Annotated in this window: 23 protein-coding genes; 13 read left to right on the top strand and 10 right to left on the bottom strand. The window is 34.8% G+C overall.

From position 1 onward, the window contains the following. Positions 1–175: 175 nt before the first annotated feature. The 8 genes from QWY92_RS14395 to QWY92_RS14360 form a co-directional block, all read right to left on the bottom strand. Positions 176–853 carry an SCO family protein gene (locus QWY92_RS14395; protein ID WP_290272500.1) on the bottom strand — a complete coding sequence of 226 codons (678 nt, stop codon included), beginning with the start codon at positions 851–853 and terminating at the stop codon, positions 176–178. Then, a complete protein-coding gene (locus QWY92_RS14390) occupies positions 850–1,476 on the bottom strand; it encodes a toxin-antitoxin system YwqK family antitoxin (RefSeq protein ID WP_290272498.1) in 627 nt (208 codons plus the stop codon). The genes QWY92_RS14395 and QWY92_RS14390 overlap by 4 nt, the downstream gene beginning before the upstream one ends. 12 nt (positions 1,477–1,488) lie before the next feature. Beyond that, positions 1,489–2,289: a YHYH protein gene (locus tag QWY92_RS14385; RefSeq protein ID WP_290272496.1), complete on the bottom strand. Its 801-nt coding sequence runs from the start codon at positions 2,287–2,289 to the stop codon at positions 1,489–1,491. 137 nt (positions 2,290–2,426) lie between these two features. Further along, on the bottom strand, positions 2,427–3,845 hold the full coding sequence (locus QWY92_RS14380; protein WP_290272494.1) for a CotH kinase family protein: 1,419 nt from the start codon (positions 3,843–3,845) through the stop codon (positions 2,427–2,429). 176 nt (positions 3,846–4,021) lie between these two features. After that, the gene (locus tag QWY92_RS14375; protein ID WP_290272492.1) at positions 4,022–4,522 is read right to left on the bottom strand and encodes an EF-hand domain-containing protein; all 501 of its coding nucleotides are present in this window, start codon (positions 4,520–4,522) and stop codon (positions 4,022–4,024) included. Positions 4,523–4,651: 129 nt separating this feature from the next. Next, complete coding sequence (locus QWY92_RS14370; RefSeq protein ID WP_290272490.1) at positions 4,652–5,185, bottom strand: Spy/CpxP family protein refolding chaperone; 534 nt, start codon at positions 5,183–5,185, stop codon at positions 4,652–4,654. A gap of 4 nt (positions 5,186–5,189) precedes the next feature. Continuing rightward, positions 5,190–5,510, bottom strand: coding sequence for a hypothetical protein (locus QWY92_RS14365; RefSeq protein ID WP_290272488.1), 321 nt, complete (start codon positions 5,508–5,510; stop codon positions 5,190–5,192). 66 nt (positions 5,511–5,576) lie between these two features. After that, complete coding sequence (locus QWY92_RS14360; RefSeq protein ID WP_290272486.1) at positions 5,577–6,158, bottom strand: RNA polymerase sigma factor; 582 nt, start codon at positions 6,156–6,158, stop codon at positions 5,577–5,579. A 168-nt stretch (positions 6,159–6,326) separates the two neighbouring features. Between QWY92_RS14360 and QWY92_RS14355 the strand changes: the two genes are divergently transcribed. The 3 genes from QWY92_RS14355 to purL all read left to right on the top strand — a co-directional run bounded on the left by QWY92_RS14355 (position 6,327) and on the right by purL (position 13,483). Then, positions 6,327–7,538, top strand: coding sequence for an RsmB/NOP family class I SAM-dependent RNA methyltransferase (locus tag QWY92_RS14355; RefSeq protein WP_290272484.1), 1,212 nt, complete (start codon positions 6,327–6,329; stop codon positions 7,536–7,538). A 252-nt stretch (positions 7,539–7,790) separates the two neighbouring features. Next, positions 7,791–9,650 (top strand): endonuclease, encoded by a 1,860-nt coding sequence (locus QWY92_RS14350; RefSeq protein ID WP_290272482.1) that lies wholly within the window; start codon positions 7,791–7,793, stop codon positions 9,648–9,650. Between the two features lie 158 nt (positions 9,651–9,808). Then, positions 9,809–13,483, top strand: a complete 3,675-nt coding sequence (gene purL, locus QWY92_RS14345; protein WP_290272480.1) for a phosphoribosylformylglycinamidine synthase — start codon at positions 9,809–9,811, stop codon at positions 13,481–13,483. 67 nt (positions 13,484–13,550) lie between these two features. Here the strand turns inward: purL and QWY92_RS14340 are convergent, their stop codons facing one another. Then, positions 13,551–14,000 (bottom strand): hypothetical protein, encoded by a 450-nt coding sequence (locus QWY92_RS14340; protein WP_290272477.1) that lies wholly within the window; start codon positions 13,998–14,000, stop codon positions 13,551–13,553. Continuing rightward, positions 13,991–14,554 (bottom strand): hypothetical protein, encoded by a 564-nt coding sequence (locus QWY92_RS14335; protein WP_290272476.1) that lies wholly within the window; start codon positions 14,552–14,554, stop codon positions 13,991–13,993. The genes QWY92_RS14340 and QWY92_RS14335 overlap by 10 nt, the downstream gene beginning before the upstream one ends. Before the next feature lie 301 nt (positions 14,555–14,855). Between QWY92_RS14335 and QWY92_RS14330 the strand changes: the two genes are divergently transcribed. From QWY92_RS14330 to QWY92_RS14285, 10 genes are all read left to right on the top strand, one after another. Next, on the top strand, positions 14,856–16,625 hold the full coding sequence (locus tag QWY92_RS14330) for an AMP-dependent synthetase/ligase (RefSeq protein WP_290272475.1): 1,770 nt from the start codon (positions 14,856–14,858) through the stop codon (positions 16,623–16,625). Between the two features lie 98 nt (positions 16,626–16,723). Next, positions 16,724–17,170: a MarR family winged helix-turn-helix transcriptional regulator gene (locus QWY92_RS14325; protein WP_290272473.1), complete on the top strand. Its 447-nt coding sequence runs from the start codon at positions 16,724–16,726 to the stop codon at positions 17,168–17,170. Between the two features lie 8 nt (positions 17,171–17,178). After that, complete coding sequence (locus QWY92_RS14320) at positions 17,179–19,587, top strand: 3-hydroxyacyl-CoA dehydrogenase/enoyl-CoA hydratase family protein (RefSeq protein ID WP_290272471.1); 2,409 nt, start codon at positions 17,179–17,181, stop codon at positions 19,585–19,587. Between the two features lie 90 nt (positions 19,588–19,677). Beyond that, positions 19,678–20,034, top strand: a complete 357-nt coding sequence (locus QWY92_RS14315) for a four helix bundle protein (protein WP_290272468.1) — start codon at positions 19,678–19,680, stop codon at positions 20,032–20,034. Positions 20,035–20,063: 29 nt separating this feature from the next. Next, complete coding sequence (locus QWY92_RS14310; RefSeq protein WP_290272466.1) at positions 20,064–21,260, top strand: acetyl-CoA C-acyltransferase; 1,197 nt, start codon at positions 20,064–20,066, stop codon at positions 21,258–21,260. A 48-nt stretch (positions 21,261–21,308) separates the two neighbouring features. Further along, positions 21,309–21,665, top strand: coding sequence for a four helix bundle protein (locus QWY92_RS14305; RefSeq protein WP_290272463.1), 357 nt, complete (start codon positions 21,309–21,311; stop codon positions 21,663–21,665). A gap of 35 nt (positions 21,666–21,700) precedes the next feature. Beyond that, a complete protein-coding gene (locus QWY92_RS14300; protein ID WP_290272460.1) occupies positions 21,701–23,509 on the top strand; it encodes an acyl-CoA dehydrogenase FadE in 1,809 nt (602 codons plus the stop codon). A 310-nt stretch (positions 23,510–23,819) separates the two neighbouring features. After that, complete coding sequence (locus QWY92_RS14295) at positions 23,820–24,707, top strand: DnaJ C-terminal domain-containing protein (RefSeq protein WP_290272458.1); 888 nt, start codon at positions 23,820–23,822, stop codon at positions 24,705–24,707. 13 nt (positions 24,708–24,720) lie between these two features. Continuing rightward, positions 24,721–24,996, top strand: coding sequence for a chaperone modulator CbpM (locus tag QWY92_RS14290; protein WP_290272456.1), 276 nt, complete (start codon positions 24,721–24,723; stop codon positions 24,994–24,996). Positions 24,997–25,239: 243 nt separating this feature from the next. Beyond that, positions 25,240–26,571 carry a M28 family peptidase gene (locus QWY92_RS14285; RefSeq protein WP_290272454.1) on the top strand — a complete coding sequence of 444 codons (1,332 nt, stop codon included), beginning with the start codon at positions 25,240–25,242 and terminating at the stop codon, positions 26,569–26,571. The last annotated feature ends 5 nt before the right edge of the window (positions 26,572–26,576 follow it).

Below are 26,576 nucleotides of genomic sequence, written 5' to 3'. Positions count from 1 at the left end.
GTTTGATATAATTCAATCTAAAAGATCTTATTCTGAAGATAAACCTACTCGTATTTTAATATTTTATTGAAAGATGAACCTGTATGAAATTTAAAAGACTCCAGCATTACACTGAAGCCTTTAGAGCTATTAAACAAAAATTTAACCTACTACCAAAAATCAATTACTAAAATAGCTACACATGATCAACCTCTTGCTTTAATGCTTTTATATCGGTGATTAACTGCGTCATGGACGCTCTGTTTAATCCGTTATAAATTCCTCTAATATGTTTGTTTTTATCTATAAGAAGAAAGTTTTCGGTGTGTAAAAAATCATCAATACTTTTTACTTCTCCTAAATCACTTTCAACAAAATAATGGTCTCTTCCAAGATTATAAATTTCATTTCTATCACCTGTTACTAGATGCCATTTATGATCTATGACGTCATTTTTATTAGCATACGCCCGCAAAACATTAACTGAATCTGTACTAGGCATTACCGAATGTGACAATAATAAGACGTCGTTGTCATTTTTAAATTCTTCTTGAATTTTTGCCATATTACCTGTCATTTTAGGACAGATACCTGGGCAGGTTGTAAAAAAGAAATCGGTTACATATATTTTATTTTCAAACGTTTTTTGAGTAACCTCCTCTCCTAATTGATTTGTTAATGAAAAATCTGGAATTTTATGAAACGCCTTTTCTTCTTCCGTATTTGGTATTAGCCAATGCGGCGTAAAAGAATCATCGTTATAATACGGCAAATACTCAACCCTGCTATTTTCAACAACTTTAACATTTTCTTTTTTTACTTCCTTTTTACAGCTTGCAAAAGCAAAAAGCACTATAATACATAGGTATTTCATAAATTTGTTTTTTTCCTGATTATGACTTCATCCTCTAACCGAACACATGAATTTGCTCTTCTCATACCGAAAATGCGCCCATTTTTGGCTTCATAATTAACATATAATTTACCGTTGGCTAACCAAGCTTTTTGAAAACCATGTTCTTTTCCATCAACATAATGTCTTAACTTATTCAATTGCCCATCTGAAAACCATTTTCTTTCTTCACCTTGCTTAACACCATTCTCGTAATTAGTTTCGCCTGATAAAACACCATTTTCCCACCATGTTTTATAGACACCCACTAACCGATTATTTTTATAATAAGATTCCAATTGAAGTTTTTCGTTTTTAGTCCAACGCCTAGCAACACCTTCCCTTTTGCCATTATAAAACCCCCACTTTTCTTCTAAAACGCCATTTGAGTGATACTTTAAAGAATAGCCATTGTACGGTTTGTCTTTATAATACCATATCCCTTTATTTCCATTAAGAACCAATTCTTCTTTTAAAACTTCTACACTATCAATAACGATTAACTCATCCTCAACAACAGCAACCTTAGCCGTTTTACTAAACATACCTTCTTCACAACTCGTGATAGAAAAAGCAATAAGTATAAAAAAAAGAATTGGTTTCATATTTTCTGAAATTTAATATCCTTGAAATGGTCCAGCGAAAAGAACATAGGCCGGTGCATACGCATAATTACCTGCTGCATATACTTCATTTATAATATGGTAATGATATTCTTCTTCACCATCAGTATACTGCGTAGTTGATGTGTGACCACCTGAAGCATCTAAATCTGTAGGAGTTGTTCCCGTTGAACGACACTGCCTTCCGTATATAAAAACACCATCAAGCAATATACCAACCAAACTATCATCATCACTAGTAATTGGAGTAGGCTCTAAGTGATAGTGATACACACCAGGACCTTTATGCGCTCCTGCCCAATCTAAACTTCCAGCAGCTTGATCTAAATCCCCCGCACCTTCTTGGTCATTAAAAATAGACGCTCCACTAACCGCTATACCAATAGTATTTAATTGTGTTGCAACAGTTGCTCCGGTTAAATCTGGCGTAGCATCAACCGTAATACTGGCTGCTTCACCTTGCCCTCCACCAATATAAGTGTCTTGAGTTGTTTTTGAAACACCTGGCTCATCAATATAAAGCGCATTATCTGTTTCCCAGTAAATCGAAGTATGATCCGGAAACCCTGTTGTTTCAATAGTAACTTCAGTACCATCATCAGATAAAATAACGGTAACGGCATCAGAATTAAATGCTGCAAATGCTGCATGCAATTCTGTAACCACTTCGTTTTCACTCACTTCTTCTTCATCCGAAGCACTACTATCATCACTACCACTACAAGCGAGTGCTGACATAAAAATTAAAGCCAAAAAACTCGAGTATGGTACTATTTTTTTTATTCCTTTTTTCATGTTTTACTTATTATTTTAAGTTATATATATTTTAGATGTGTTTATAGAAATAAACTTGTGTTCATTTTTTATTTTTTTTCATCAGAAAAAGAAACACTTCAAAAACATGAGGCTTTTGAAGCATTTTTTATAAAATTTTAATTGTTTAAATAACTACTTACAGCCGTTGCTCTACTAGACGCATGACTTTTTAGTTCATTTACAGCGGATTGAAAATCGGCACTAGAATTCATGAAAGTATACCCAGAAATTTCAGCTGTTGCAGACTCCTCTAATAATGAAGCATACGAATCATAAAGCGCTTGCATTTTAGAGGTTTCAAAAGCACCATCAACAACCTCTTGTACGTATGTATCGTATTTTGCTTTGTAAACCTCATCGTTATACAAATAACCTATTATTGGCCAAGTTGCTGCGTTTAACCCTGAAAAATCTAAGGATAAGGCTCCACCTTGTTTTCCATCCTGAAGCGCCTCATTATTATCCCAAGGAATCCAATTTAATTTTCCAGTATCCAAATTATTATATAAGAAATAATTATGCGTCATCCGTCCGTAAGTATCCCAGTTTTGAATAACCGTATTTACCGCTAGGTATTTTAAAAATACGTCTGTATCGAAAATACCATCTAAATTTGCACGCCAGGTTTCAGCGTCTGATGTTCTAGAACTATCGTGTAAAACATCTAACAAGCCAGACACATCAGAGAAATCAGCCTCATCTTCGTTTGTTTTTTTAACATACTCATCTTCATCATAAGTTCCGCTCGCAAAACTTGCAGCATCTCCATCTGGCTTGTACAAATTACCGTCATTATCAGAAAATTGGGTATCAATAACGGTATCATCAACCTCTTCAACCAAAGTATAAACTCCAAAATACTCAGCACCATCACCATGATCTACATACACTGTGTAAAATGCCGTATGCGAAGCCGCTAAACCGGCATCTCTAAAAACATCGGTTGCTACTTTTTCACGCATCATAGAGGCGTCATCATAATTATTTTTAAGACTTAATTTTTTAAAACCGAAAAAACGTTGATTCTTTATTTGTGGGTAATCATCTTCAAACTCATCAAAATCAAGCTTGAAAGATAATTTTAAAATCCCTGCTTGCCATGCACTTTGCAAACTTGAATTTCCTTTAAAACGAAGTCCTACACGGTACCATTCTTTACCTTCGTAAAACACTTCACCAGGCACAAAAATGGGATCTTCATCCGAAAACCCAGAATTACCACCACCTCTAGAACCGAAAGTTCCATAAAGATTCGTCATATCATCCAACATATTTTGCCAACGTTCTTCCGTAATTACAAGATCTAATCGTTTTACCGTACCATCTTCAAAAACTTCATTAAAATCAGGATCGGCATCTTTACTATGCGTTGCTTCCGTCCAATCTGTAGCTTCAAAATCTGTATCGTCTATAACGACAATCACTTCTTCGTCAATCTCTTCTTCGGGTGTTTCTGTTACAACATCATCATTTGCGCAAGAAAAATAAACGAACGCTATTAATGTTGAAAATAATATGACTTTTAAATCTTTCATTTTGTTTGTTTTGATTTTTAATCTATTAATTATAATGGTTTTGTTTGAATCTAAATTTTAGATGTTCTTCCAATTTAAAACTTGTGTTCGGAGCTGTTAAAAAAAACTTAAGACTCAAAAGCCCCAAACACAATACCTAGTTTCAGCTTCCCATAAATCGGTCTTCTGAATTCCAATTAACGTCTTGGGCGCTCCTGACGCTCTGGTTTTGGAGCATTTTCAAATTCAGCTTCAGAAATAAAACCATCCTCATCGGTATCAACTTTAGAAAAATCATTTTTCAAAGGACCTTTAACTTCGCTTTTTGCTAGTTTTCCATCTTTGTTAGCATCCATTTGTTCTATTAATTCTGAAAACAATGGCGCTTTTCCTCCTTTTGATCCTTTTTGGCTTTTACTTTCTTTTTTAGCTTGTTCTGGTTTAGGTGCGTTTTTAAATTCTTCCTCTGTTATAAACCCGTCTTCATCCGTATCAATTTTTTCAAACTGACTTTTCAAAGGTTCTTCAACTTCTCCTTTTACTAATTTCCCATCGGCATCTGCATCAAAGTTTTTTAATAATTCACTAAAGGTTGGCGGTGTTTTACGGTCTCCTCTTTCTTGACTAAACCCGATGCTTGACATCCCTATGGTAACTCCTAAAACAAGTACTAATGTGTTTACTTTTCTATTTTTCATCTTAATTATTATTTTAATGTTATATCCCTTTAGATGGCGTTCTTCGCATAAACTTGTGTGCTAAATTGTTAATATAATCACAAAAAAAAGACCCTAAATAAATTTAGAGTCTTTGTAATATGTTTTTAATTAATGTCCTGGTGGCGGTCCTTGTCGTCCGTCTCCGCGTGGAGGTGGCGGTCCGCTACGTTCGCCCTCTTCTTTTGGCGTTCTTGTTCTGTCTCCACCGCCTTTTTTAAGTCCATCATTAATTATTTTTTTAAATTCTTCTTTCTGAGTTTCATTACACAGCTCCTGAATACTTCTAAAATGATAAAATGCCATTTTATCTAATTCCTGCTCCTTTACTCCTATAATAGAAGTTATAGAATCAATAGCCGTCTCATCTAATGATTCATTTGATAATTGACTAAAAAGCGCATCTTTTAAACCTCTTAAATCATCATTATTTTGCCTCATTTTTTTATGATGCTTTCTATTGAGCTCTTTTACAGCCGCCAACTGTTTTTCGTTAAAATCTAATTGCTCTGCGATAAAAGCCATCGGATCTTGTTGTGAGCGTTGCATTTTTCCGCTAGGTTTCCCTAAATAATTGAATAAGAAAAAACCATTAACCGCAATTAAAAAAGCGAGTAATATATATAAGAGTAAATTTTTCTTCATCTGTTTAATTTAAAAATGATGTTTCTGAACTTGTAGACAATCTATAAGTTTCGGCAAACTGATTGATATTTTCATCGTAACTCAAGCTTTCAGACGTATTTATTTGCGTAAATGCCACAACATTTAAAACCACTACACACACTAAAGTGGCCAGCTGTAACTTTGGTGTAAACCATCCTCTAACACTTGTCTGCGCTTCTTTTTCTGCAAATAAAAGCTGCATGGTTTTATCCTTAAAAAACGGCGACACATTTACGTGCTCCATAGTATCCATAGCCAATAAGGTGCTTTCTACTTTATTTTTTATGTTTTTATTATTTTCCATTTCCTACTGTATTATAAACTTTTAGATACCATTTTACTTAAAAACTTGCGCAACATGCTCCATTTTTTATTTCATATCGTTTTTATAAAAATCCTCTAAACTTATTTGTAAGTTTTTCTTTGCACGAAACATTAACGCTTCTACGGAAGACAAACTTTTTTCAGTAATCTCGCAAATTTCTTGATTATTCATACCGTCAACTTTACTTAGCGTAAACACCACTCGTTGCGCATCGGGCAACTGATTTATAGCCAAAAACAAAGTTTCGCTCTTTTCTTTGTTTTCTAGCAAAACCCCCGGATGGTTCATTTCGGTGAAATATTTGGTTTTATCCATCGGAATTTCATTCCCCATAATAGATTGTAAAAAAGCAAACCGCTTTTTGGTATTCCTTTTCCGTATAAACCCCAAACACTTATTGGTTGCAATTCTATAAATCCAGGTCGATAGTTTAGAGTTCCCTTTAAACTTATTAATCGAATTAAAAACTTCAACAAATACATCCTGAGCAATATCCTCTGCATCCTCTTTATTAGGCACAAATGAAATACAAGTGGCAAACACCTTTTGCTGAAATTCGTTAAGCAACTTTGCATACGCAAATTGTTTTCCAGCTTTTAAATCGTCTATAAAATCTTGTTCTTCCAAGTCTGCTAATTAATCGCTGCAAATTAAGAAAAATTATTAATGAATAAAACGTAACTTTGCAAACTCTATAATATTAAACCGTTCATACTTATAGATTCTACAAATAGCTCTCGATATTCGAAATCTATTTTTTTTGAATTTTTAAACTGAACACTGAGAAATAAAAAAATGCGATTACACAGAAATTTATGCTTTGCCGTTATTGATGGTTTAACCCTTATTTTTAACGAAGGAAAGTATGCCGATAAAGTTATTCAACAATTATTAAAACGCGATAAACGTTGGGGCGCACGCGACCGTGGTTTTGTAGCCGAAACCACTTATGAAATGGTGCGCTGGAAACGTTTGTACGCCGAAATTGCTGAAGTTAAAGAACCTTTTGACCGTGATAACCTATGGCGTATGTTTGCCGTTTGGGCCACATTAAAAGGGGTGAAATTACCAGATTGGAAGTATTTTGAAGGCACACCGTTACGCCGAATAAAAGGACGTTTTGATGAACTTTCTAACAACAGAAAATTTAAAGAATCTATCCCAGATTGGATGGATGAAATTGGTGTAAAAGAACTTGGAAAAGAACTTTGGAGTAAAGAAATTGAAGCTTTAAACCAACAAGCCGATGTTATTTTAAGAGTAAACACCCTTAAAACAACTAAAGAAGCGCTACAAACCGTTTTATTCGATTTAGATATTGAAACCGATTTTGTACCCAACCATCCAAGTGCTTTAAAATTAAAAGAGCGTGCTAATGTATTTTCTACGGAAGCTTTCCAAAGCGGCCATTTTGAAGTGCAAGATGCATCGTCTCAATTAGTAGCCGAGTTTTTAAACGTAGAACCAGGTATGCGCGTTGTAGATGCTTGTGCTGGGGCTGGTGGAAAGACTTTGCATTTAGCTGCCTTAATGGAAAATAAAGGTCAAATTATTGCTATGGATATTTATGGTAATAAATTGAACGAGTTAAAACGACGTGCCAAACGAAATGGTGCACACAACATTGAAAACCGTGCGATAGAATCGACTAAAGTGATTAAAAAACTTTACGATAAAGCCGACCGTGTTTTAATTGATGCGCCATGTTCTGGTTTAGGTGTTTTAAGAAGAAACCCAGATGCCAAATGGAAACTTCAACCTGAATTTATTGAAAAAATAAAGAAAACACAACAAGAAATTCTTCAACAGTATTCTAAAATGGTAAAAGTTGGAGGCCAAATGGTTTACGCTACGTGCTCTGTTTTACCTTCGGAAAATCAAGATCAGGTGAAAACCTTTTTAAATTCGGAAGCTGGAGAAAATTTTACCTTAGTGAAAGATAAAAAAGTATTAGCCCATAAATCGGGATTCGATGGTTTCTATATGGCGCTACTAGAACGTAAATAAAATTATTGAGCGAAAATATTAAACGCTTAAAACATATTAACACGAAAAAGAGACTACCCAATAAGGTAGTCTCTTTTTTTTTACACAAAACTGTAAATGAGTCTTATACTAAACTTGGCTTGACAATTTCTTAACACCAAAGTCACTATAAAGTTTTATCTTAGCTAGTAACAAATAAGTGCTATATCCTAGAACAAAACTCTAGATTCCAAGTAGTACAACTGTAAACACTAACGTTTTAAAACTTCCCTCATGAAACACTTTTACTTATTCTTTTTATTCATTACCACTATAAGTTTTGCGCAGCTAACACCTCCACAAAACTTGCAAAGCTATTACCAAGATGTCGATTTTTCGCAAACCGGAATGGATCTTTTTAACGATTTAGCTATTGAAACAGCTGCCAAACATACCCAATACCTAACTTATACCCCTGGTATTTGGGAAGCGAGTAAAATAACCGATCAAGATCCAGACAATCTTAATAATGTATTATTAATTTACGGATATAATGACACAGACGGCAACTATGTGACAGACCGGACTAGAAGTAACATGTCCAGTGGAGGAGATTCGGGTACCGATTGGAATAGAGAACACACGTTCCCAAACTCTTTGGCAAGTCCAAAATTAGAGAGTACAGGTAGAGATGTTCCTCCATACGCAGATGCTCACAACCTGAGACCGTCGGATGTAACAATGAACTCCAATCGCGGCAATTTAAAATACATAACCAATATTGGTACAGATGGCCAGCTTATCACAACTACCGCGGCTAATATTTCAGGTAGTTGGTACCCAGGAGACGAGTGGAAAGGTGATGCAGCTAGAATAATTATGTATATGTATTTAAGATATGGAACACAATGTAAACCATCATTTGTAGCTATTGGAGAAACCAATACTATCGACCCAAACATGATTAATCTTCTTTTAGAATGGAATGCGCAAGATCCTGTTTCTATAGTTGAAAATCAAAGAAACGCTTACCATGGAGACGCTAATAAAACTTATGGACAAGGAAACAGAAATCCCTTTATTGACAACCCCTATTTAGCAACTGTAATTTGGGGCGGACAATCAGCAATAAACCGCTGGGGAGAATCTCAACCAACAGACACAGAAGCTCCAACAATTCCAACAAATTTAGTCGCAACCAATGTAACGAGTACTACTGTAGATTTAAGTTGGACCCCATCTACAGATGATACCGGTGTAACTTCATATCAAATTTATGTTGATGGTGTATATTTTTTGTCTTCACAATCAACAACCACAATAACACTTACTGGTCTAAACCCAGAAACTACATATAGCTTTGCTGTACTTGCTGCTGATTTGGCAAATAACAAATCGGATTTAAGCGATGCTGTAAATGCAACAACATTAGAAGATTCTACACCAGTAATTGATGCATGTATCACAGAAACTTTCGAGAACTTAGTCTCCACAGACGGATTGAATAATAACCAATACGGAAACAGAACTTGGACAGGAAATGATGGAGGCTCATGGACCGCTTCCCTAGCTAGAATAGACGAAGTTATTTCACCAGAAAGCAAAGCCATTACTTTTGATGTTAGAGGCACTAAAGCAGGTAATCTTACATCTCCAATGTTCCCAGGTGGTATAGGCAACCTTACCGCAACCACCCAAAGAGCATACAGCGGCGGCTCAGGAAATTTAGACGTCCTGGTGAATGGCAATGTTGTTGGTTCACTACCTTATGGAGACTCTGCTCAAACCACAACCATTTCTAATATCAATATTACGGGCAATGTAACTATTGTAATTACAGAAAACACAAGTGGAGGAGATCGTGTAACCTTAGATGATTTATCATGGACTTGTTATGCATCATTAAGTACAGACGATATTTTTTTAGAAAACCTAAAAATATACCCAAACCCAACAAAAGGAAGCAATATTAATATTGATACCAACCAACCTCTAGAATTTGGCATCTACGATATTCTTGGAAAGCAAACCAATAAAGGCGTTATTTCTTCCTCTGCCAAAAGCATAGATGTAGCAAACTTAGAGCAAGGCGTTTATATTTTAAAACTTTCTTCGGAAGTAAGAAGCATCACTAAAAAAATAGTAAAACAATAAGCACACAACTACTCTTATCAAAAGCGGCTTTTTTTAAGCCGCTTTTTTTTGTTTAAAACCTCGTGAATAACTCTCTATTTTCCTTCGCATTTTTTTAATAGAAAATCGGCTAAAAAAAAGTAAATTTGCACTTTCTTTAAACTAACAACACACATATAATGATTCATTTCTTTGGAAACGTAACCAGCAAGATATTTGCTGTTCAAACAACAAAAGAATTATCTACAGAAACCATAACAAAATTGTCTTGGTTATTTGGCGACCAGCCTAAAATAGAACAAGCATCTTTAGATGCTTTTTTTGTTGGCCCACGAGCTGCGATGATTACACCTTGGAGTACTAATGCTGTTGAAATTACTCAGAACATGGGAATTTCAGACATTATCAGAATTGAAGAATTTTCAGCTTCAACAGAAGAATTCATGGATTTCGACCCTATGATTTCAGAGAAATTCACAAGCTTAAATCAAGATACTTTTACTATTGATATTAAGCCGGAACCTATTTTAAACATTGAGGATATTGCTGCTTATAACGAGCAAGAAGGTTTATCTTTAAGTACTGAAGAGGTTGAGTATTTAGAAAGTGTTGCTAAAAAAATTGGCCGTCCGCTAACAGATTCTGAAGTTTTCGGGTTTTCTCAAGTAAACTCAGAGCACTGTCGTCACAAAATTTTCAACGGAACTTTTGTAATTGATGGAGAAGAAAAACCAACATCACTTTTCAAGTTAATTAGAAAAACATCCGAAACAAATCCAAACGATATCGTTTCGGCTTATAAAGATAATGTTGCTTTTGTAAAAGGACCAGTTGTTGAGCAATTTGCTCCTAAAACAGCTGACAAACCAGATTTTTACGAAACAAAAAATTACGAGTCGGTTATTTCGCTTAAAGCGGAAACACATAACTTCCCAACAACCGTAGAACCTTTTAATGGTGCTGCAACAGGTGCTGGTGGGGAAATTAGAGACCGTCTTGCTGGCGGAAAAGGGTCTTTACCTTTAGCAGGAACGGCTGTTTACATGACATCGTATTCGCGATTAGAAGAAAACCGCCATTGGGAACAAAAGTTTAAAGCTAGAAAATGGCTTTATCAAACACCAATGGATATTTTAATAAAAGCTTCAAATGGTGCTTCAGATTTTGGAAACAAATTTGGGCAACCTTTAATTACAGGTTCTGTTTTAACTTTTGAACATGCCGAAAACGCATCATCTAGCGATTCTGAACCAAGAAAATTAGGTTTCGATAAAGTCATTATGCAAGCTGGTGGTATTGGTTACGGTAAAGCAGACCAAGCCTTAAAAGACACTCCAAAAGAAGGAGATAAGATTGTTATTCTTGGTGGTGAAAATTATAGAATTGGAATGGGAGGCGCTGCAGTGTCTTCTGCTGACACTGGTGCTTTAGCTTCAGGAATTGAGTTAAACGCAGTACAACGTTCTAATCCAGAAATGCAAAAACGTGCTGCTAATGCCGTTCGTGGCATGGTAGAAAGTGATGAAAACTTCATTGTTTCCATTCACGATCATGGTGCTGGTGGACACTTAAATTGTTTATCAGAATTAGTTGAAGATACTGGTGGACATATCGATTTGGACAAATTACCTGTTGGAGACCCAACACTTTCTTCAAAAGAAATTATAGGTAACGAGTCTCAAGAGCGTATGGGCTTAGTGATTTCTGAAAAACATACAGAAACCCTAAAGAAAATTGCAGACCGTGAGCGTTCACCAATGTACACTGTTGGAGATGTTACCGGTAACAATCGTTTTACTTTCGAATCTAAAACCAAAGGAGACAAACCAATGGATTTAGCTTTAGAGGATATGTTTGGTAGCTCACCAAAAACCGTTTTAACAGATAAAACTGTTATTAGAAATTATAAAAACCCACGTTATAAAACCAAAAACTTAAAAATATATTTAGAGCAAGTTTTACAACTTGAAGCGGTAGCTTGTAAAGATTGGTTAACAAACAAAGTAGACCGTTGTGTTGGTGGTAAAGTTGCCAAACAACAATGTGTTGGACCTTTACAAATACCTTTAAACAATGTTGGTGTTATGGCACTAGATTTTAAAGGTAAAGAAGGTGTTGCAACCTCTATAGGCCACTCGCCTATTTCTGGTTTAATTAACCCTGTTGCAGGAAGTAGAAACTCAATAACAGAAGCACTTACAAACTTAGTTTGGGCACCTTTAAAAGATGGTTTAAATGCGGTTTCGCTTTCAGCAAACTGGATGTGGCCTTGTAAAAACGAAGGTGAAGATGCACGTTTATACGAAGCTGTAAAAGCCATTTCAGAATTTTCTATAGATTTAGGAATCAATGTGCCAACCGGTAAAGATTCACTTTCTATGAAACAAAAATATCCTGATGGTGATGTTATTTCTCCAGGAACGGTTATTATTTCTGCTGGTGCTAACTGTAATGATATTACTAAAGTTGTTGAGCCTGTATTAAAACAAAACGGTGGGAACATTTACTATATCAATATTTCTCAAGACGATTTTAAATTAGGAGGAAGCTCTTTCAACCAAGTCTTAAATGCTATTGGAAATGAAACGCCAAATGTAAAAGATGCAGCTTATGTAAAAGCGGTTTTTAATACTATTCAAAATTTAATAACAGAAGATAAAATTGCAGCTGGTCATGATGTGGCTTCTGGTGGTTTAATTACTACTTTATTAGAACTTTGTTTTGCTGATGTTAATTTAGGTGCCGATTTAGATCTTTCTAAATTAGGTGAAGAGGATGCTATAAAAGTACTTTTTGCTGAAAACTCAGGAATTGTTTTTCAAGCAGATGCTTCTGTAGAAACCATTTTATCAGAAAATAAAATAAAGGCTATAAATATTGGTTCGGTAAACAATACAGGACAATTAAACATCAAAAACAACGACGAGAGTTTCTCTTTCGATGTTTCAGAAACTAGAGATATTTGGTATAAGACGTCTTATTTATTAGATCAAAAACAAACGGCTAATAATTTAGCTGAAGCCCGTTTCAATAATTATAAAAATCAACCACTTCAATATACATTCCCTAAAAATTTCACAGGAAAACTAGAAGCTTTTATTGGCAAACGCCCTAAGGCTGCTATTCTTCGTGAAAAAGGATCGAATTCAGAACGAGAAATGGCTAACGCTATGTATCTAGCTGGTTTCGATGTTAAGGATGTACACATGACAGATTTAATCTCTGGTCGTGAAACCTTAGAAGATATTCAGTTTTTAGGAGCTGTTGGTGGATTTTCTAATTCTGATGTTTTAGGTTCTGCAAAAGGATGGGCAGGCGCTATTAAATACAACGAGAAAGCAAATAAAGTAATTCAAGATTTCTTCAAAAGAGAAGATACTTTATCGGTTGGTATCTGTAATGGATGTCAATTATTTATGGAATTAGAAGAAATTAATCCGGAACACGAAGTACACGGAAAAATGATTCATAATGATTCTCATAAACACGAAAGTTCTTTTACATCTGTAAAAATTCAAGATAATAACTCTGTAATGCTTTCAACTTTAGCAGGAACAGAATTAGGGGTTTGGATTTCTCATGGTGAAGGTAAATTTAGCTTACCACTTTCCGAAGAAAACTATAATATTGTTGCTAAATACGGTTACGAAGGCTATCCAAATAATCCAAATGGATCAGATTATAACACAGCAATGCTTTCTGATAAAACAGGGCGTCACTTAGTAACTATGCCACATATTGAGCGTTCTACGTTCCAATGGAACTGGGCAAATTACCCAGAAGGAAGAACGGACGAAGTTTCTCCTTGGTTAGAAGCTTTTGTGAATGCTAGATTATGGATCGAAAAAAAGTAAACTAGTAGATAAATTATAAAAGCGGTTTAAGATTAAGTTCTTAAACCGCTTTTTTTATGCGTTAATTTCAATTATTTCCTTTAGATTTTCTGTGTCGCTTTATTTGTAAACCTCTCTTTTGCAATTTTCTTTGCTTTCTTATAAGAGGAAAACTTAAACTAACCAAAAGCGCTATGCAGGCAGCCGAGCCTAAACCTCCTCCAAAACCATTAAAAAAGCTACTGGTGTTAAAAAAAATAATAGTGAATACTATTCCTGAGAATCCAATCAACAAATAATTGGACAATACTTTTGAAGACACCATTCCTATAAAAGATGCTCCAAAACAAACTAATGGTAAGTTTTTAGTTAAATACGGCGATAGCAAATCTGGACACACCAAAACAAACACCCCGACCAAAACACCTACTAAAGAAGATGCTCTAACTGGTCCTTGCTTTAAATCTACATGCAAAAAGAACGTTAACACTGCTGAAACTCCACCAACTAAAAATAATATAAATTGCTCTATACCCATTGAAAAATAACAGATGTAATTAAAAATGCAAACACAACACCAGCGAAGGCCAAAGTCCCCAGTTTACCACCAACACCATGAAAAGTATCCTTGGTACCAACTAAAAGTAGCCCAGTAGTGGCACTCGCTATGCTTATAATAATATAATCGGTAGACACATTTATATTTGTCATACCCACAAAAGCGCCGCAATATACAGCGGTTGGTACACCTTGAGCAAAACCACTTCTTTTAAATAGATTAGGAACAAAACTAGCTATTAAACCTACTAAACTAGCCGACAAAACGCGGCTCAAACCAAAAGAACTAGATAAAACATAGGTTATTATCGCTCCAAAAAAGACAAAACCAATAGTTAATACATGTTCAAAACTATGATCTACGGAATTTAAAGGTGTTTTTTTATAAGTAATAAAAAGCAAGATTAAGGATAGAATAATAAAAGCCGAAACAAAAATATTATTCTGATTTTCGAATAAAATTGCAGCTAAAAACCCTAAATGGCATAAAATTATTAAAAAAAAAGAAAGATTTTTTACATGTTTTTTAAACATACAAATGGTTTAATAAGAACATCAAAAGTACAGAATATCAACGAAATATTATGAATAAACAGCTAGGTATTTACACAAAAAATTATACGTCTTAAAAGCAAGTTAAAACAAGCTTATATTTAACAATAATATTGTATTTTAATAACTGCTAAGCAATTAAATTACTTCAAAAACTAAACGTAGAGAGAATATAAAATTGATAGAAATCAACAAAGTTTTATACGAATACAATACTTTTTTGGTACATTATTTGATAATCTTATTTTATTTCCTATTTTGCACTCTAGAATACTTATAGCACATGACCGAAATCACCAGACTTTTTGACTTTCCTTATTACCAATTAAAAACATATAATTTAGATAAGGCTTTTAACACAAAACATAATGGAAAGTGGCAATCTACTTCTTCTCAAGAATATGTAGATCAAGCCAATGCCATAAGTCGTGGTTTATTAAAATTAGGCATACAGCCAAACGACAAAATTGCGGTTATATCTTCCACAAACAGAACAGAGTGGAATATTTTAGATATTGGAGTTTTACAAATAGGCGCACAAAACGTACCAATTTACCCAACTATTTGCGCCGAAGATTATGAATATATTTTAAATCACTCAGAATCTACATATTGTTTTGTTTCAGATGAAGAAATTCTAACTAAACTAAATTCAATAAAAGGAAACACAAAACTAAAACACGTGTACACTTTTGATGATATTCAAAATGAATCTAGCTGGAACGAAGTACTTAAGTTAGGTGAAGACACAAGTATTCAACCTGAAGTTGAGGCTAGAAAAAACAATGTAAAATCCACAGATTTAGCCACATTAATTTACACTTCAGGAACTACCGGAAGACCGAAAGGCGTTATGTTATCTCATAACAACCTTGTTTCAAACGTTTTAAATAGTCAAAACCGTGTTCCTTTTGAATTAGGCGTCGCTAAAACCCTTAGTTTCCTTCCTGTTTGTCATGTTTTTGAACGCATGATTCTTTATTTATACCAATATTGTGGTGCAGAAATTTACTTTGCAGAGTCTATCGATAAAATGAGCGATAACCTTAAAGAAATTAAACCAAACGTTATGACGGCTGTGCCTCGTCTTTATGAAAAGGTATATGATAAAATCATTGCTAAAGGCAGCGATTTATCAGGAATAAAAAAATCGCTTTTCTTTTGGGCAGTTAACCTAGGTCTAAGATATGAGCCTTACGGACAAAATGGTTGGTGGTATGAATTTCAACTTAAAATAGCTAGAAAACTTATTTTCAGCAAATGGCAAGAAGGACTTGGCGGAAATCTAGATCTTATGGTTTCAGGTAGTGCCGCGCTACAACCAAGACTTACCAGAGTATTTGCGGCAGCAGGATTACCTATTATGGAAGGCTATGGCTTAACAGAAACCTCTCCTGTTGTATCGGTAAACGATATGCGAAATGGAGGTTTTAGGGTAGGAACAACAGGTAGAATAATTGACGATGTTGAAGTTAAAATAGCTGAAGATGGCGAAATTCTCGTAAAAGGTCCAAACGTTATGATGGGCTATTATAAAGACGAAACGAAAACAGCCGAAGTTATAAAAAATGATTATTTCCACACCGGAGATATTGGAGAAATAGATGCCGATGGCTTCCTAAAGATCACCGACAGAAAAAAAGAAATGTTTAAAACCTCGGGAGGAAAATATGTTGCACCTACCCTACTTGAAAATCAATTCAAACAATCTCGATTTATTGAACAGATTATGGTTATCGGTGAAGGCGAAAAAATGCCAGCAGCTTTAATACAAGTAAATTATGACTTCGTAAAAGAATGGGCCAAGCGCCACAACATTCCGTTTACAACTAATGAAGACATAATCTTAAACCCCCAACTACTAGAGAGAATTCAAGAAGAAATTAATTTTGCCAATGCCAACTTCGGTAAATGGGAACAAATTAAAAAATTCGAAATTACTCCTGATGTTTGGACTATTGACGCCGGACATTTAACGCCGACCATGAAAATGAAGCGTAAAGTAATTAAGCAAAAATACTTGGCTTTAATCGAGAAGATTTACAGAAACTAAGGTGAAAATTCCTTTATTAACAAAAATTAAGCTAAAATTTTATTAATATATTATGCATGCATAATATATTTTAGTATATTTGGAAAACACATCCGCCTATGAAAGATAGAACTATAGATTATATATTAAGAACTACTTGGCTTACCGTTCAAAAAATGTACAATGAAGAAGCTTTAAAATATGATAGTACTATGGCAACCGGATTTACTCTGCTAAGTATAGATCCAGAGAAAGGCACACCTTCAACCGCTTTAGGTCCTAAAATGGGTATGGAAGCCACCAGCTTGTCTAGAATTATAAAGAATATGGAGAAAAAAGGTCTGATAGAGCGGCATCCAAATCCTGAAGACGGACGCGGTGTTATCATAAAGTTAACGCCCTGCGGATTAGAAAAACGAAACTATTCTAAAACACACGTTTTAACCTTTAATGAAGCCATTAGAAGTAATATTTCTGATGAGAAACTGAACCACTTTTACGAAGTAGCAGATGTCATTTCAGAAATGGTAAGCAACAAAAAAATATTCAACCAAAACGATAACTAATTATAAAAATGAGCAAGCGCAGAATAAAAAAAATCGCCATTATTGGTTCCGGAATTATGGGAAGCGGCATTGCATGTCACTTTGCTAATATTGGTGTTGATGTTCTATTATTAGACATTGTTCCGAGAGAACTTAACGACAAAGAAAAAGCTAAAGGCTTAACTTTAGAAGACAAAATAGTTAGAAATAGATTGGTTAATGATGCCCTTATGGCTTCGTTAAAATCAAAACCATCTCCAATTTATCATCAAGATTTCGCTAGTAGAATTACCACCGGTAATTTAGAAGACGATATTGCTAAAGTAGCAGATGTAGATTGGATTATGGAAGTTGTAGTTGAAAGACTAGACATCAAAAAAATGGTGTTCGAAAACTTAGAAAAATATCGCAAACCAGGCACGTTAATTACATCAAACACCTCTGGTATTCCTATAAAATTTATGAGCGAAGGACGAAGTGAAGATTTCCAGAAGCATTTCTGTGGAACACACTTCTTTAACCCAGCACGTTACTTAAAATTATTTGAAATTATTCCTGGACCAAAAACAGATGCTTCTGTATTAGAATTCTTGAATGGTTACGGTGAGCAATTTCTTGGAAAAACATCGGTAGTTGCTAAAGATACGCCTGCCTTTATTGGTAACAGAATTGGAATTTTTAGTATTCAAAGTTTATTCCATACGGTAAAGGATTTAGACTTAACTATTGAGGAAGTCGATAAATTATCTGGACCAGTAATTGGTCGTCCAAAATCGGCGACCTTCCGTACGGTAGATGTTGTTGGTTTAGATACTTTAGTTCATGTGGCAAACGGCATTAGAGAAAACTGTCCGAATGACGAAAGTTTAGAATTATTTAAACTACCAGATTTCATCAATACCATGATGGAAAACAAATGGCTAGGAAGTAAAACAGGTCAAGGTTTTTATAAAAAACAAGTATCTGCAGATGGATCTAAAGAAATTTTATCATTAGATTTAAATACATTAGAATATCGTTCGGCTAAACGAGCAAAATTTGCAACTTTAGAACTTACGAAAACGATTGATAAAGTTGTTGACCGTTTTAAAGTATTAGTAAAAGGAAAGGATAAAGCTGGTGAATTCTACAGAAAGAGCTTTGCTGCTTTATTTGCCTATGTTTCAAATAGAATTCCTGAAATAACAGACGATTTATATAAAATTGATGATGCCATGAAAGCGGGGTTTGGATGGGAACATGGTCCTTTCCAAATTTGGGATGCTATTGGCGTTGAAAAAGGAATTGAAATTATGAAAGCTGAAGGTTTAGAGCCTGCTGCTTGGGTAAACGAGATGTTAGCATCTGGAAATTCTTCTTTTTATACCATTAAAGAAGGCGCAAGTTATGCTTATGATATTCCTAAGAAATCACAAGAAAAAATTCCAGGACAAGACAGTTTCATTATTTTAGATAATATTAGAAAATCTAACGAAGTATTTAAAAATTCTGGTGTAGTTATTGAAGATTTAGGAGATGGCATATTAAACTGCGAATTCCAATCTAAAATGAACACCATTGGTGGAGATGTACTTGCTGGATTAAATAAAGCTATTGATTTAGCCGAAAAAGATTTTGATGGTTTAGTTGTTGGTAATCAAGCTGCAAACTTCTCTGTTGGTGCAAACATCGGAATGATTTTCATGATGGCTGCAGAGCAAGAATATGATGAGCTTAACATGGCTATTAAATATTTTCAAGATACTATGATGCGTATGCGCTACTCTTCTATTCCAACTATATCTGCACCTCACGGCATGGCTTTAGGTGGTGGTTGTGAGTTATCCTTACACGCCGATAAAGTAGTTGCAGCAGCAGAAACTTACATGGGACTTGTAGAGTTTGGTGTTGGTGTTATCCCTGGCGGTGGTGGTTCTAAAGAAATGGCTTTAAGAGCATCAGATACTTTCAGAAAAGGAGATGTGCAATTAAATACACTTCAAGAATACTTTTTAACTATTGGTATGGCCAAAGTATCAACCTCAGCTTACGAAGCTTTTGATATGGGCGTATTACAAAAAGGAAAGGATGTTGTAGTTGTTAATAAAGACCGTCAAATTGCAGTTGCTAAACAACATGCTATGTTAATGGCTAATTCTGGTTACACACAACCGGTAAAACGTACAGATGTAAAAGTACTTGGTAAGCAAGCTTTAGGTATGTTTTTAGTAGGAACAGATTCTATGAAAGACTCCAATTACATTTCTGAACACGACATGAAAATTGCTAATAAATTAGCTTACGTTATGGCTGGTGGAGATTTATCTGAACCAACTTTAGTTAGCGAGCAATATTTATTGGATTTAGAGCGTGAAGCTTTCTTAAGTTTATGTACAGAACGTAAAACTTTAGAGCGTATTCAGCACATGTTAACCAAAGGTAAACCACTTAGAAATTAAAAAATCACTTGGTATAAAGTATTAAGTACAAAGACAAGTTCACCGTTAATTCTTCGTACTTTATACTAAAAATTTAATACTTAAGTAAAGATGCACAGATTTGAAGAGTTAAAAATATGGCAAAAAGCAATGGATATAACCGAGCATTGCTATAGAGCTACCGATAATTTTCCTAAAGAGGAAAAATACGGTTTAACATCTCAATTAAGACGAAGTGCAGTTTCTATTCCTTCAAATATTTCAGAAGGAGCTGGAAGAAATACTAATGGAGAGTTTAGACAATTTCTAGGAATTGCAAATGGTTCTTCATTCGAATTATTAACACAATTATATTTATCTAAAAGATTAAATTTAATAACAGAAGAAAAAGTAAGACCTATAATAAATGAAGTTTTAGAAGTAACAAAAATGAATTATTCACTTCAAAGAACGCTTAGCAAGTCTTAATACTTAATTCTAAAAATCTTAATACTACTATGAGCAAACAAGCTTACATCGTAAAAGCATATAGAACCGCAGTTGGTAAAGCACCAAAAGGCGTGTTCCGTTTTAAAAGAACAGATGAATTAGCAGCTGAAACCATCAAATATATGATGAAAGAATTGCCAAATTTAGACCCAAAGCGTATCGATGATGTTATTGTTGGTAATGCCATGCCAGAAGGTGCACAAGGATTAAATATGGCGCGTTTAATCTCGCTAATGGGATTAGAAGTTGTTGATGTTCCCGGTGTCACCGTAAACCGTTTTTGCTCTTCGGGAGTTGAAACTATTGGTATGGCTACAGCGAAAATACAAGCCGGAATGGCAGATTGTATTATAGCTGGTGGTGCAGAAAGCATGAGTAGCGTTCCAATGACAGGTTTTAAGCCGGAACTAAATTATGATGCTATTGTAAAAATGGGTCACGAAGATTATTATTGGGGCATGGGAAATACTGCAGAAGCTGTTGCAAAACAGTTTAAAGTATCTCGTGAAGACCAAGATGAATTTGCATTTAATTCGCACATGAAAGCATTAAGAGCACAGGCCGAAAATCGTTTTCAAGATCAAATAGTACCTATTGAAGTGGAACAAACTTATATTGATGCTAACGGAAAGAAAGCGACAAAATCTTACACAGTTACTAAAGATGAAGGACCTCGTGCAGGGACCAGTAAAGAAGCTTTAGCCAAACTTAGAGCTGTATTTGCTGCTGGCGGAAGCGTTACAGCGGGTAACTCGTCACAAATGAGTGATGGTGCTGCTTTTGTTATGGTAATGAGTGAAGACATGGTTAAAGAACTAGGTTTAGAGCCAATTGCAAGAATGGTAAACTATGCTGCTGCAGGTGTGGAACCTCGCATTATGGGTATCGGCCCCGTAAAAGCAATTCCGAAAGCATTAAAACAAGCAGGACTAAAACAAGATGATTTATCTTTAATTGAGTTAAATGAAGCCTTTGCTTCTCAATCCTTAGCAGTAATTAGAGAACTAAATCTTAACCCCGATATTATTAACGTAAATGGTGGAGCCATTGCATTAGGTCATCCATTAGGATGTACTGGAGCAAAACTATCCGTACAACTATTTGACGAAATGCGTAAGCAAGACATGAAAGGCAAATATGGTGCCGTTACCATGTGTGTTGGTACTGGTCAAGGTGCTTGCGGCATATTCGAGTTTCTTAATTAAGAATCAAGACAATTAGAACCAAGAGACAAGATTAAAAAAACAAAAACCATGCATAATTTCAAGAAATTAAAAATTTGGAGTGAAAGCATGGTATTAGTTTCAGAATCTTATAAAATCACTAGAAGTTTTCCAAAGTTTGAAACTTATGGATTAATGAGTCAGATGAATCGATGTGCTGTTTCTATTCCTTCAAACATATCAGAAGGCACTAGTAAAAGTTCAGATAAACATTTTGCTAATTATTTAGAACACAGTTTAGGGTCTGCTTTTGAATGGGAAACACAACTGAATGTGGCTTTTAACCAAAGCTATATTTCTGAAGAAAAATTTAAACACCTAGAACAAAAAATTAAACAAATACAAAAAATGATTTCAAGTTTCAAATCCGGACTTCAACAGTCTTGATTCTTGGTTCTTAAATCTAATAATCTAAAAAAGACATGGCAACAGAAGAAAAAGACATACTAAGAGGAGGTCAATTCCTTGTAAAAGAAACAAATTGTGAAGATGTGTTTACCCCTGAAGATTTTTCAGAAGAACAAACCATGATGAAAGAATCCGTAATGGAATTTAACGATCGTGAAATCATTCCTCATAAAGCGCGTTTTGAAGCTAAAGATTATGCATTAACTGAAGACGTTATGCGTAAAGCTGGAGATATGGGCTTTTTAAGTGTTGCTGTTCCCGAAGCTTATGGTGGTATGGGAATGGGCTTTGTTTCTACGGTATTAACATGCGATTATATTTCTTCTGGAACCGGTTCTTTTAGTACTGCTTTTGGAGCGCATACAGGAATTGGTACTATGCCAATTACATTATATGGCACAGAAGAACAAAAGCAAAAATACGTACCTAAATTAGCCTCTGGCGAATGGTTTGGAGCTTATTGCTTAACAGAGCCCGGTGCTGGTAGTGATGCCAATTCTGGAAAAACCACCGCTACCCTATCCGAAGATGGAAAAACATACAAAATTAACGGACAGAAAATGTGGATTTCAAATGCCGGGTTCTGTAAGTTGATGATTGTTTTTGCTCGTATAGAAAATGATAAAAATATCACAGGTTTTATTGTTGAATTCGATAAAGAAAATCCAAATGGAATTACTCTAGGTGAAGAAGAACATAAATTAGGTATTCGTGCATCATCAACGCGCCAAGTCTTTTTTAATGATACCATTGTTCCGGTAGACAGTATGCTAGCTGGTCGTGGTGAAGGTTTCAAAATCGCCATGAACGCTCTTAATGTTGGTCGTATTAAACTAGCTGCTGCTTGTTTAGATTCTCAAAGACGTATTTTATCTACAGCAGTAAATTATGCTAATGAGCGTAAACAATTTAAAACGCCAATTTCAGATTTTGGTGCTATTAAAGTTAAATTGGCAGAAATGGCAACCAATGCTTACGCCGGTGAATCGGCAACTTATAGAGCAGCAAAAAATATTGAAGATAGAATTGCTTTAAGAGAAGCGGCTGGAAACACACATCAGGAAGCTGAATTAAAAGGTGTTGAAGAATATGCTATTGAATGTTCTATTCTGAAAGTAGCTGTCTCGGAAGATGTACAGCACGCTGCCGATGAAGGTATTCAAATTTTCGGGGGAATGGGATTCTCTGAAGAAACCCCTATGGAATCTGCTTGGAGAGATGCGCGTATTGCACGTATTTACGAAGGAACTAACGAAATTAACAGAATGCTATCTGTTGGTATGCTTGTAAAGAAAGCTATGAAAGGCCATGTTGACCTATTAGGCCCTGCTCAAAAAGTTCAAGAAGAATTAATGGGCATTCCTTCTTTTGATACGCCAGACTTTTCAGAATTATTTTCTGAAGAAAAAGTAATGATTAATAAGTTGAAAAAGACCTTTTTAATGGTTGCCGGAGGAGCTGTTCAAAAATTTGGTCCAGACCTAGACAAGCATCAACAATTACTTATAGCTGCTGCCGATATTTTAATTGAAATTTACATGGCGGAATCGGCTATTTTAAGAACCGAGAAAAATGCCAAACGTTTTGGTGAAGATTCACAATCGGTACAAATAGCCATGTCTAAATTATACTTATATCACGCCGTTGATATTATTGAAGAAAAAGGAAAAGAAAGTATTATATCTTTTGCTGAAGGCGACGAACAACGCATGATGCTCATGGGGCTTAAGCGTTTTACCAAATACCAAAACTACCCAGACATCGTTGACTTACGTAATGAAATAGCAGAAAAAGTAAAAGCAGAAAACAAATATTGCTTTTAATAAAATAATTAAATTTGTGTGACTAACTCAAATGTAATAGCGCTTCGAATTAATTTTCGAGGCGCTTTCTTTTTAAGCTAAAATGAGGTGTAATAATAAAATTACCCAATGCAGCGTCAACATTAAAATTTAACTACTAAGGCAAACTAAAACTCTAAAAAAACCACCACATATTAAGCCTATACAATCCTTGATTTTGTCATAAAAAATCGATAACTTCGTTAAGCAACAGGTATTTATTTATAAAAAATCTTATATCACAAAGCCGTTCTATCCGAAAAAATAATTAATAAGAAAATAACATCATCCAATGGCATTTATAGATTATTATAAAATATTGGGCATTCCAAAAACTGCAACTGAAAAGGATATAAAAACAGCTTACAGAAAACTGGCACGAAAATATCATCCTGATTTAAATCCCGACAATAAAGATGCAGAGCTGAAATTCAAGGAAATAAACGAGGCCAACGAAGTTCTAAGTCACGTTGAGAACCGTAAAAAATACGATAAATACGGCGAAAACTGGAAAGACGGCGAGGCTTATCAAAAAGCACAGCAACAACATAAAAACTCTAATCAGCAGAGCAATCAACAAAGTTACTCTAATGAAGCATATTCAGATTTTTTTGAATCTATGTTTGGAGGGCAATCGTATAACCAAGGTCGTAGTCCAAAATTTAAAGGGCAAGATTATAATGCCGAATTACATCTCGATTTAAAAGATATTTATACCAGTCAAAAACAAGTACTTACCGTTAATGACAAACAAATTAGACTAACCATTCCTGCAGGTGTAGAAAATGGACAAGTTATAAAAATTAAAGGCAAAGGCGGCTTAGGCGTCAACGGTGGTCCTCATGGTGATTTATACATTAAATTCACCATTAACAACCATACCCAATTTAAGAGAGAAGGTAATACTCTATATATTGATGTCGATTTAGATTTGTACACCGCTATGCTGGGAGGTGAAATTACAATAGATACTTTTAATGGTAAGGTTAAACTAAAAATAAAGCCTGAAACAAAAAACGAGTCTAAAGTAAAATTGAAAGGCAAAGGTTTTCCTATTTATAAAAAAGAAGGCGCCTTTGGCGATTTAATTATCACTTACCATATCAAGATTCCAACCGGTCTCAATGAAAAAGAAATAGAACTATTCAAGGAATTACAAAAACTTAATCAAAATGGATGATAAACCTTTAATATTGATAGAAACACTATGTTCTCATTATAACATAGAAATTGCTTTTGTTGATACTTTGAATACCATGGGGCTTATTCAAATTGAAATTATAGAACAAAAACACTTTATCCATCAAGACCAAATTGGTAATCTTGAAAAAATAATTAGACTACATAACGAACTAAACGTAAATCTTGAAGGTATCGATGTTGTCTTTAATTTATTGGAAAAAGAACGGAAGTTACAGCAAGAATTAAACGCAATAAAAAACAGATTAAGGCTTTATGAAAATGAATAAAAATTTTCTTGTAACAAAATAATTTTACAAGCGGATAAATCACTTCCTTCAAAGTTACTTTTCTGTGTAATACTAATAGAAAAAGATGAAATCGATTCCTGTTAGGTCTAACATATTAACAAGATTTTATACTCAATCCTCTAGCGTCAACTTTATAATACGAATATTTATACCGATATTCGTCAGGAAAACCGATAGTATTGAAACTTTAGCTTTCAATGATACGCCGTAAACTCCAAAATAATGAAGTTATTTTTTAACACACTCACCCTATTATTTATTACAATAACTACAGCACAAACCAATCAAAAAATATATGATATTATTGATGCCGTTTCAGCAGAGCGTATAGAAAATGACATTCAAACTTTGGTTAATTTTGGAACCAGAAACACTTTTAGTGATACCCTTTCTAACACCAGAGGTATTGGAGCTGCAAGGCGCTGGATAAAATCTGAATTCGAAACCATTTCATCAGATTGCGAAAACTGTTTAGATGTTTTTTATCAGAAAGATTTTGTTACCAAAGCAGGTAACAAACGCGTACCGCATGATGCTTGGATTGTGAACGTGGTTGCCATTCAAAAAGGAACAAAATATCCAAACCGTTTTATTATAATGAGTGGAGATATTGATTCTCGTGGTAGCGACACTATGAATTTTACTAAAGATGCTCCAGGAGCAAATGATAATGCTTCGGGTATGGCCGGCACTATTGAAGCAGCAAGAGTACTCTCTAAATATGAATTTGAAAATAGCATTATTTATGTTGGTTTATCTGGTGAAGAGCAAGGCTTGTTTGGAGGAGGAGGCTTAGCCAAATACGCAAAGGAACAAGGTTGGGATATTATTGGAATTCTCAACAATGACATGATTGGAAATATAAAAGGCGTTGATGGCGTGATTGATAATAGAAGCTTTAGAATATTTTCTGAACCTGTTCCAGCTAACGAAACTGAAAAAGCACGAACCATGAGACGCTTTTATGGCGGTGAGGTCGATGGTGTTTCCCGTCAATTAGCGCGCTACGTTCATAAAACTGTAAAAACATATATGCCAGAAATGAACCCAATGATGATTTATAGATTAGATCGTTTTGGTCGTGGCGGACATCATAGACCTTTTAACGACTTAGGTTTTGCCGGAATACGCATTATGGAAGCACATGAAAACTACACCCAACAACACCAAGATATTCGTGAAGAAAACGGCATTAAATATGGTGATGTAATAGAACATGTTAACTTTAACTATGCTAAAAAACTAACCACTGTTAATGCCATAAATTTAGCCAGTTTAGCTTGGGCACCGTCTACACCAAAAACGGTCGCAATTGGAGGAATAGTTGAACCTTCTGTTAAATTTAAATGGAGTCAAGTAGAAGGAGCAATTGGTTATAAAATATATTGGAGAGACACCACCTCGCCTACTTGGGACAAGAGCCGCTATGTTGGTAATGTATTAGAATTTATGCTCGATGGCATTGTCATTGATAATTACTTCTTCGGAATAGCTTCTGTGGGAAAGGATGGCTTTGAAAGTCCTGTTGTATTCCCAAACCAAATAATAAGATAATTTTA

Source organism: Algibacter miyuki, assembly GCF_030409805.1.
GTDB lineage: Bacteria > Bacteroidota > Bacteroidia > Flavobacteriales > Flavobacteriaceae > Algibacter > Algibacter miyuki.
The sequence above is the reverse complement of the archived record's forward strand: the minus strand, read 5'-3'. Positions and strand labels throughout refer to the sequence as shown.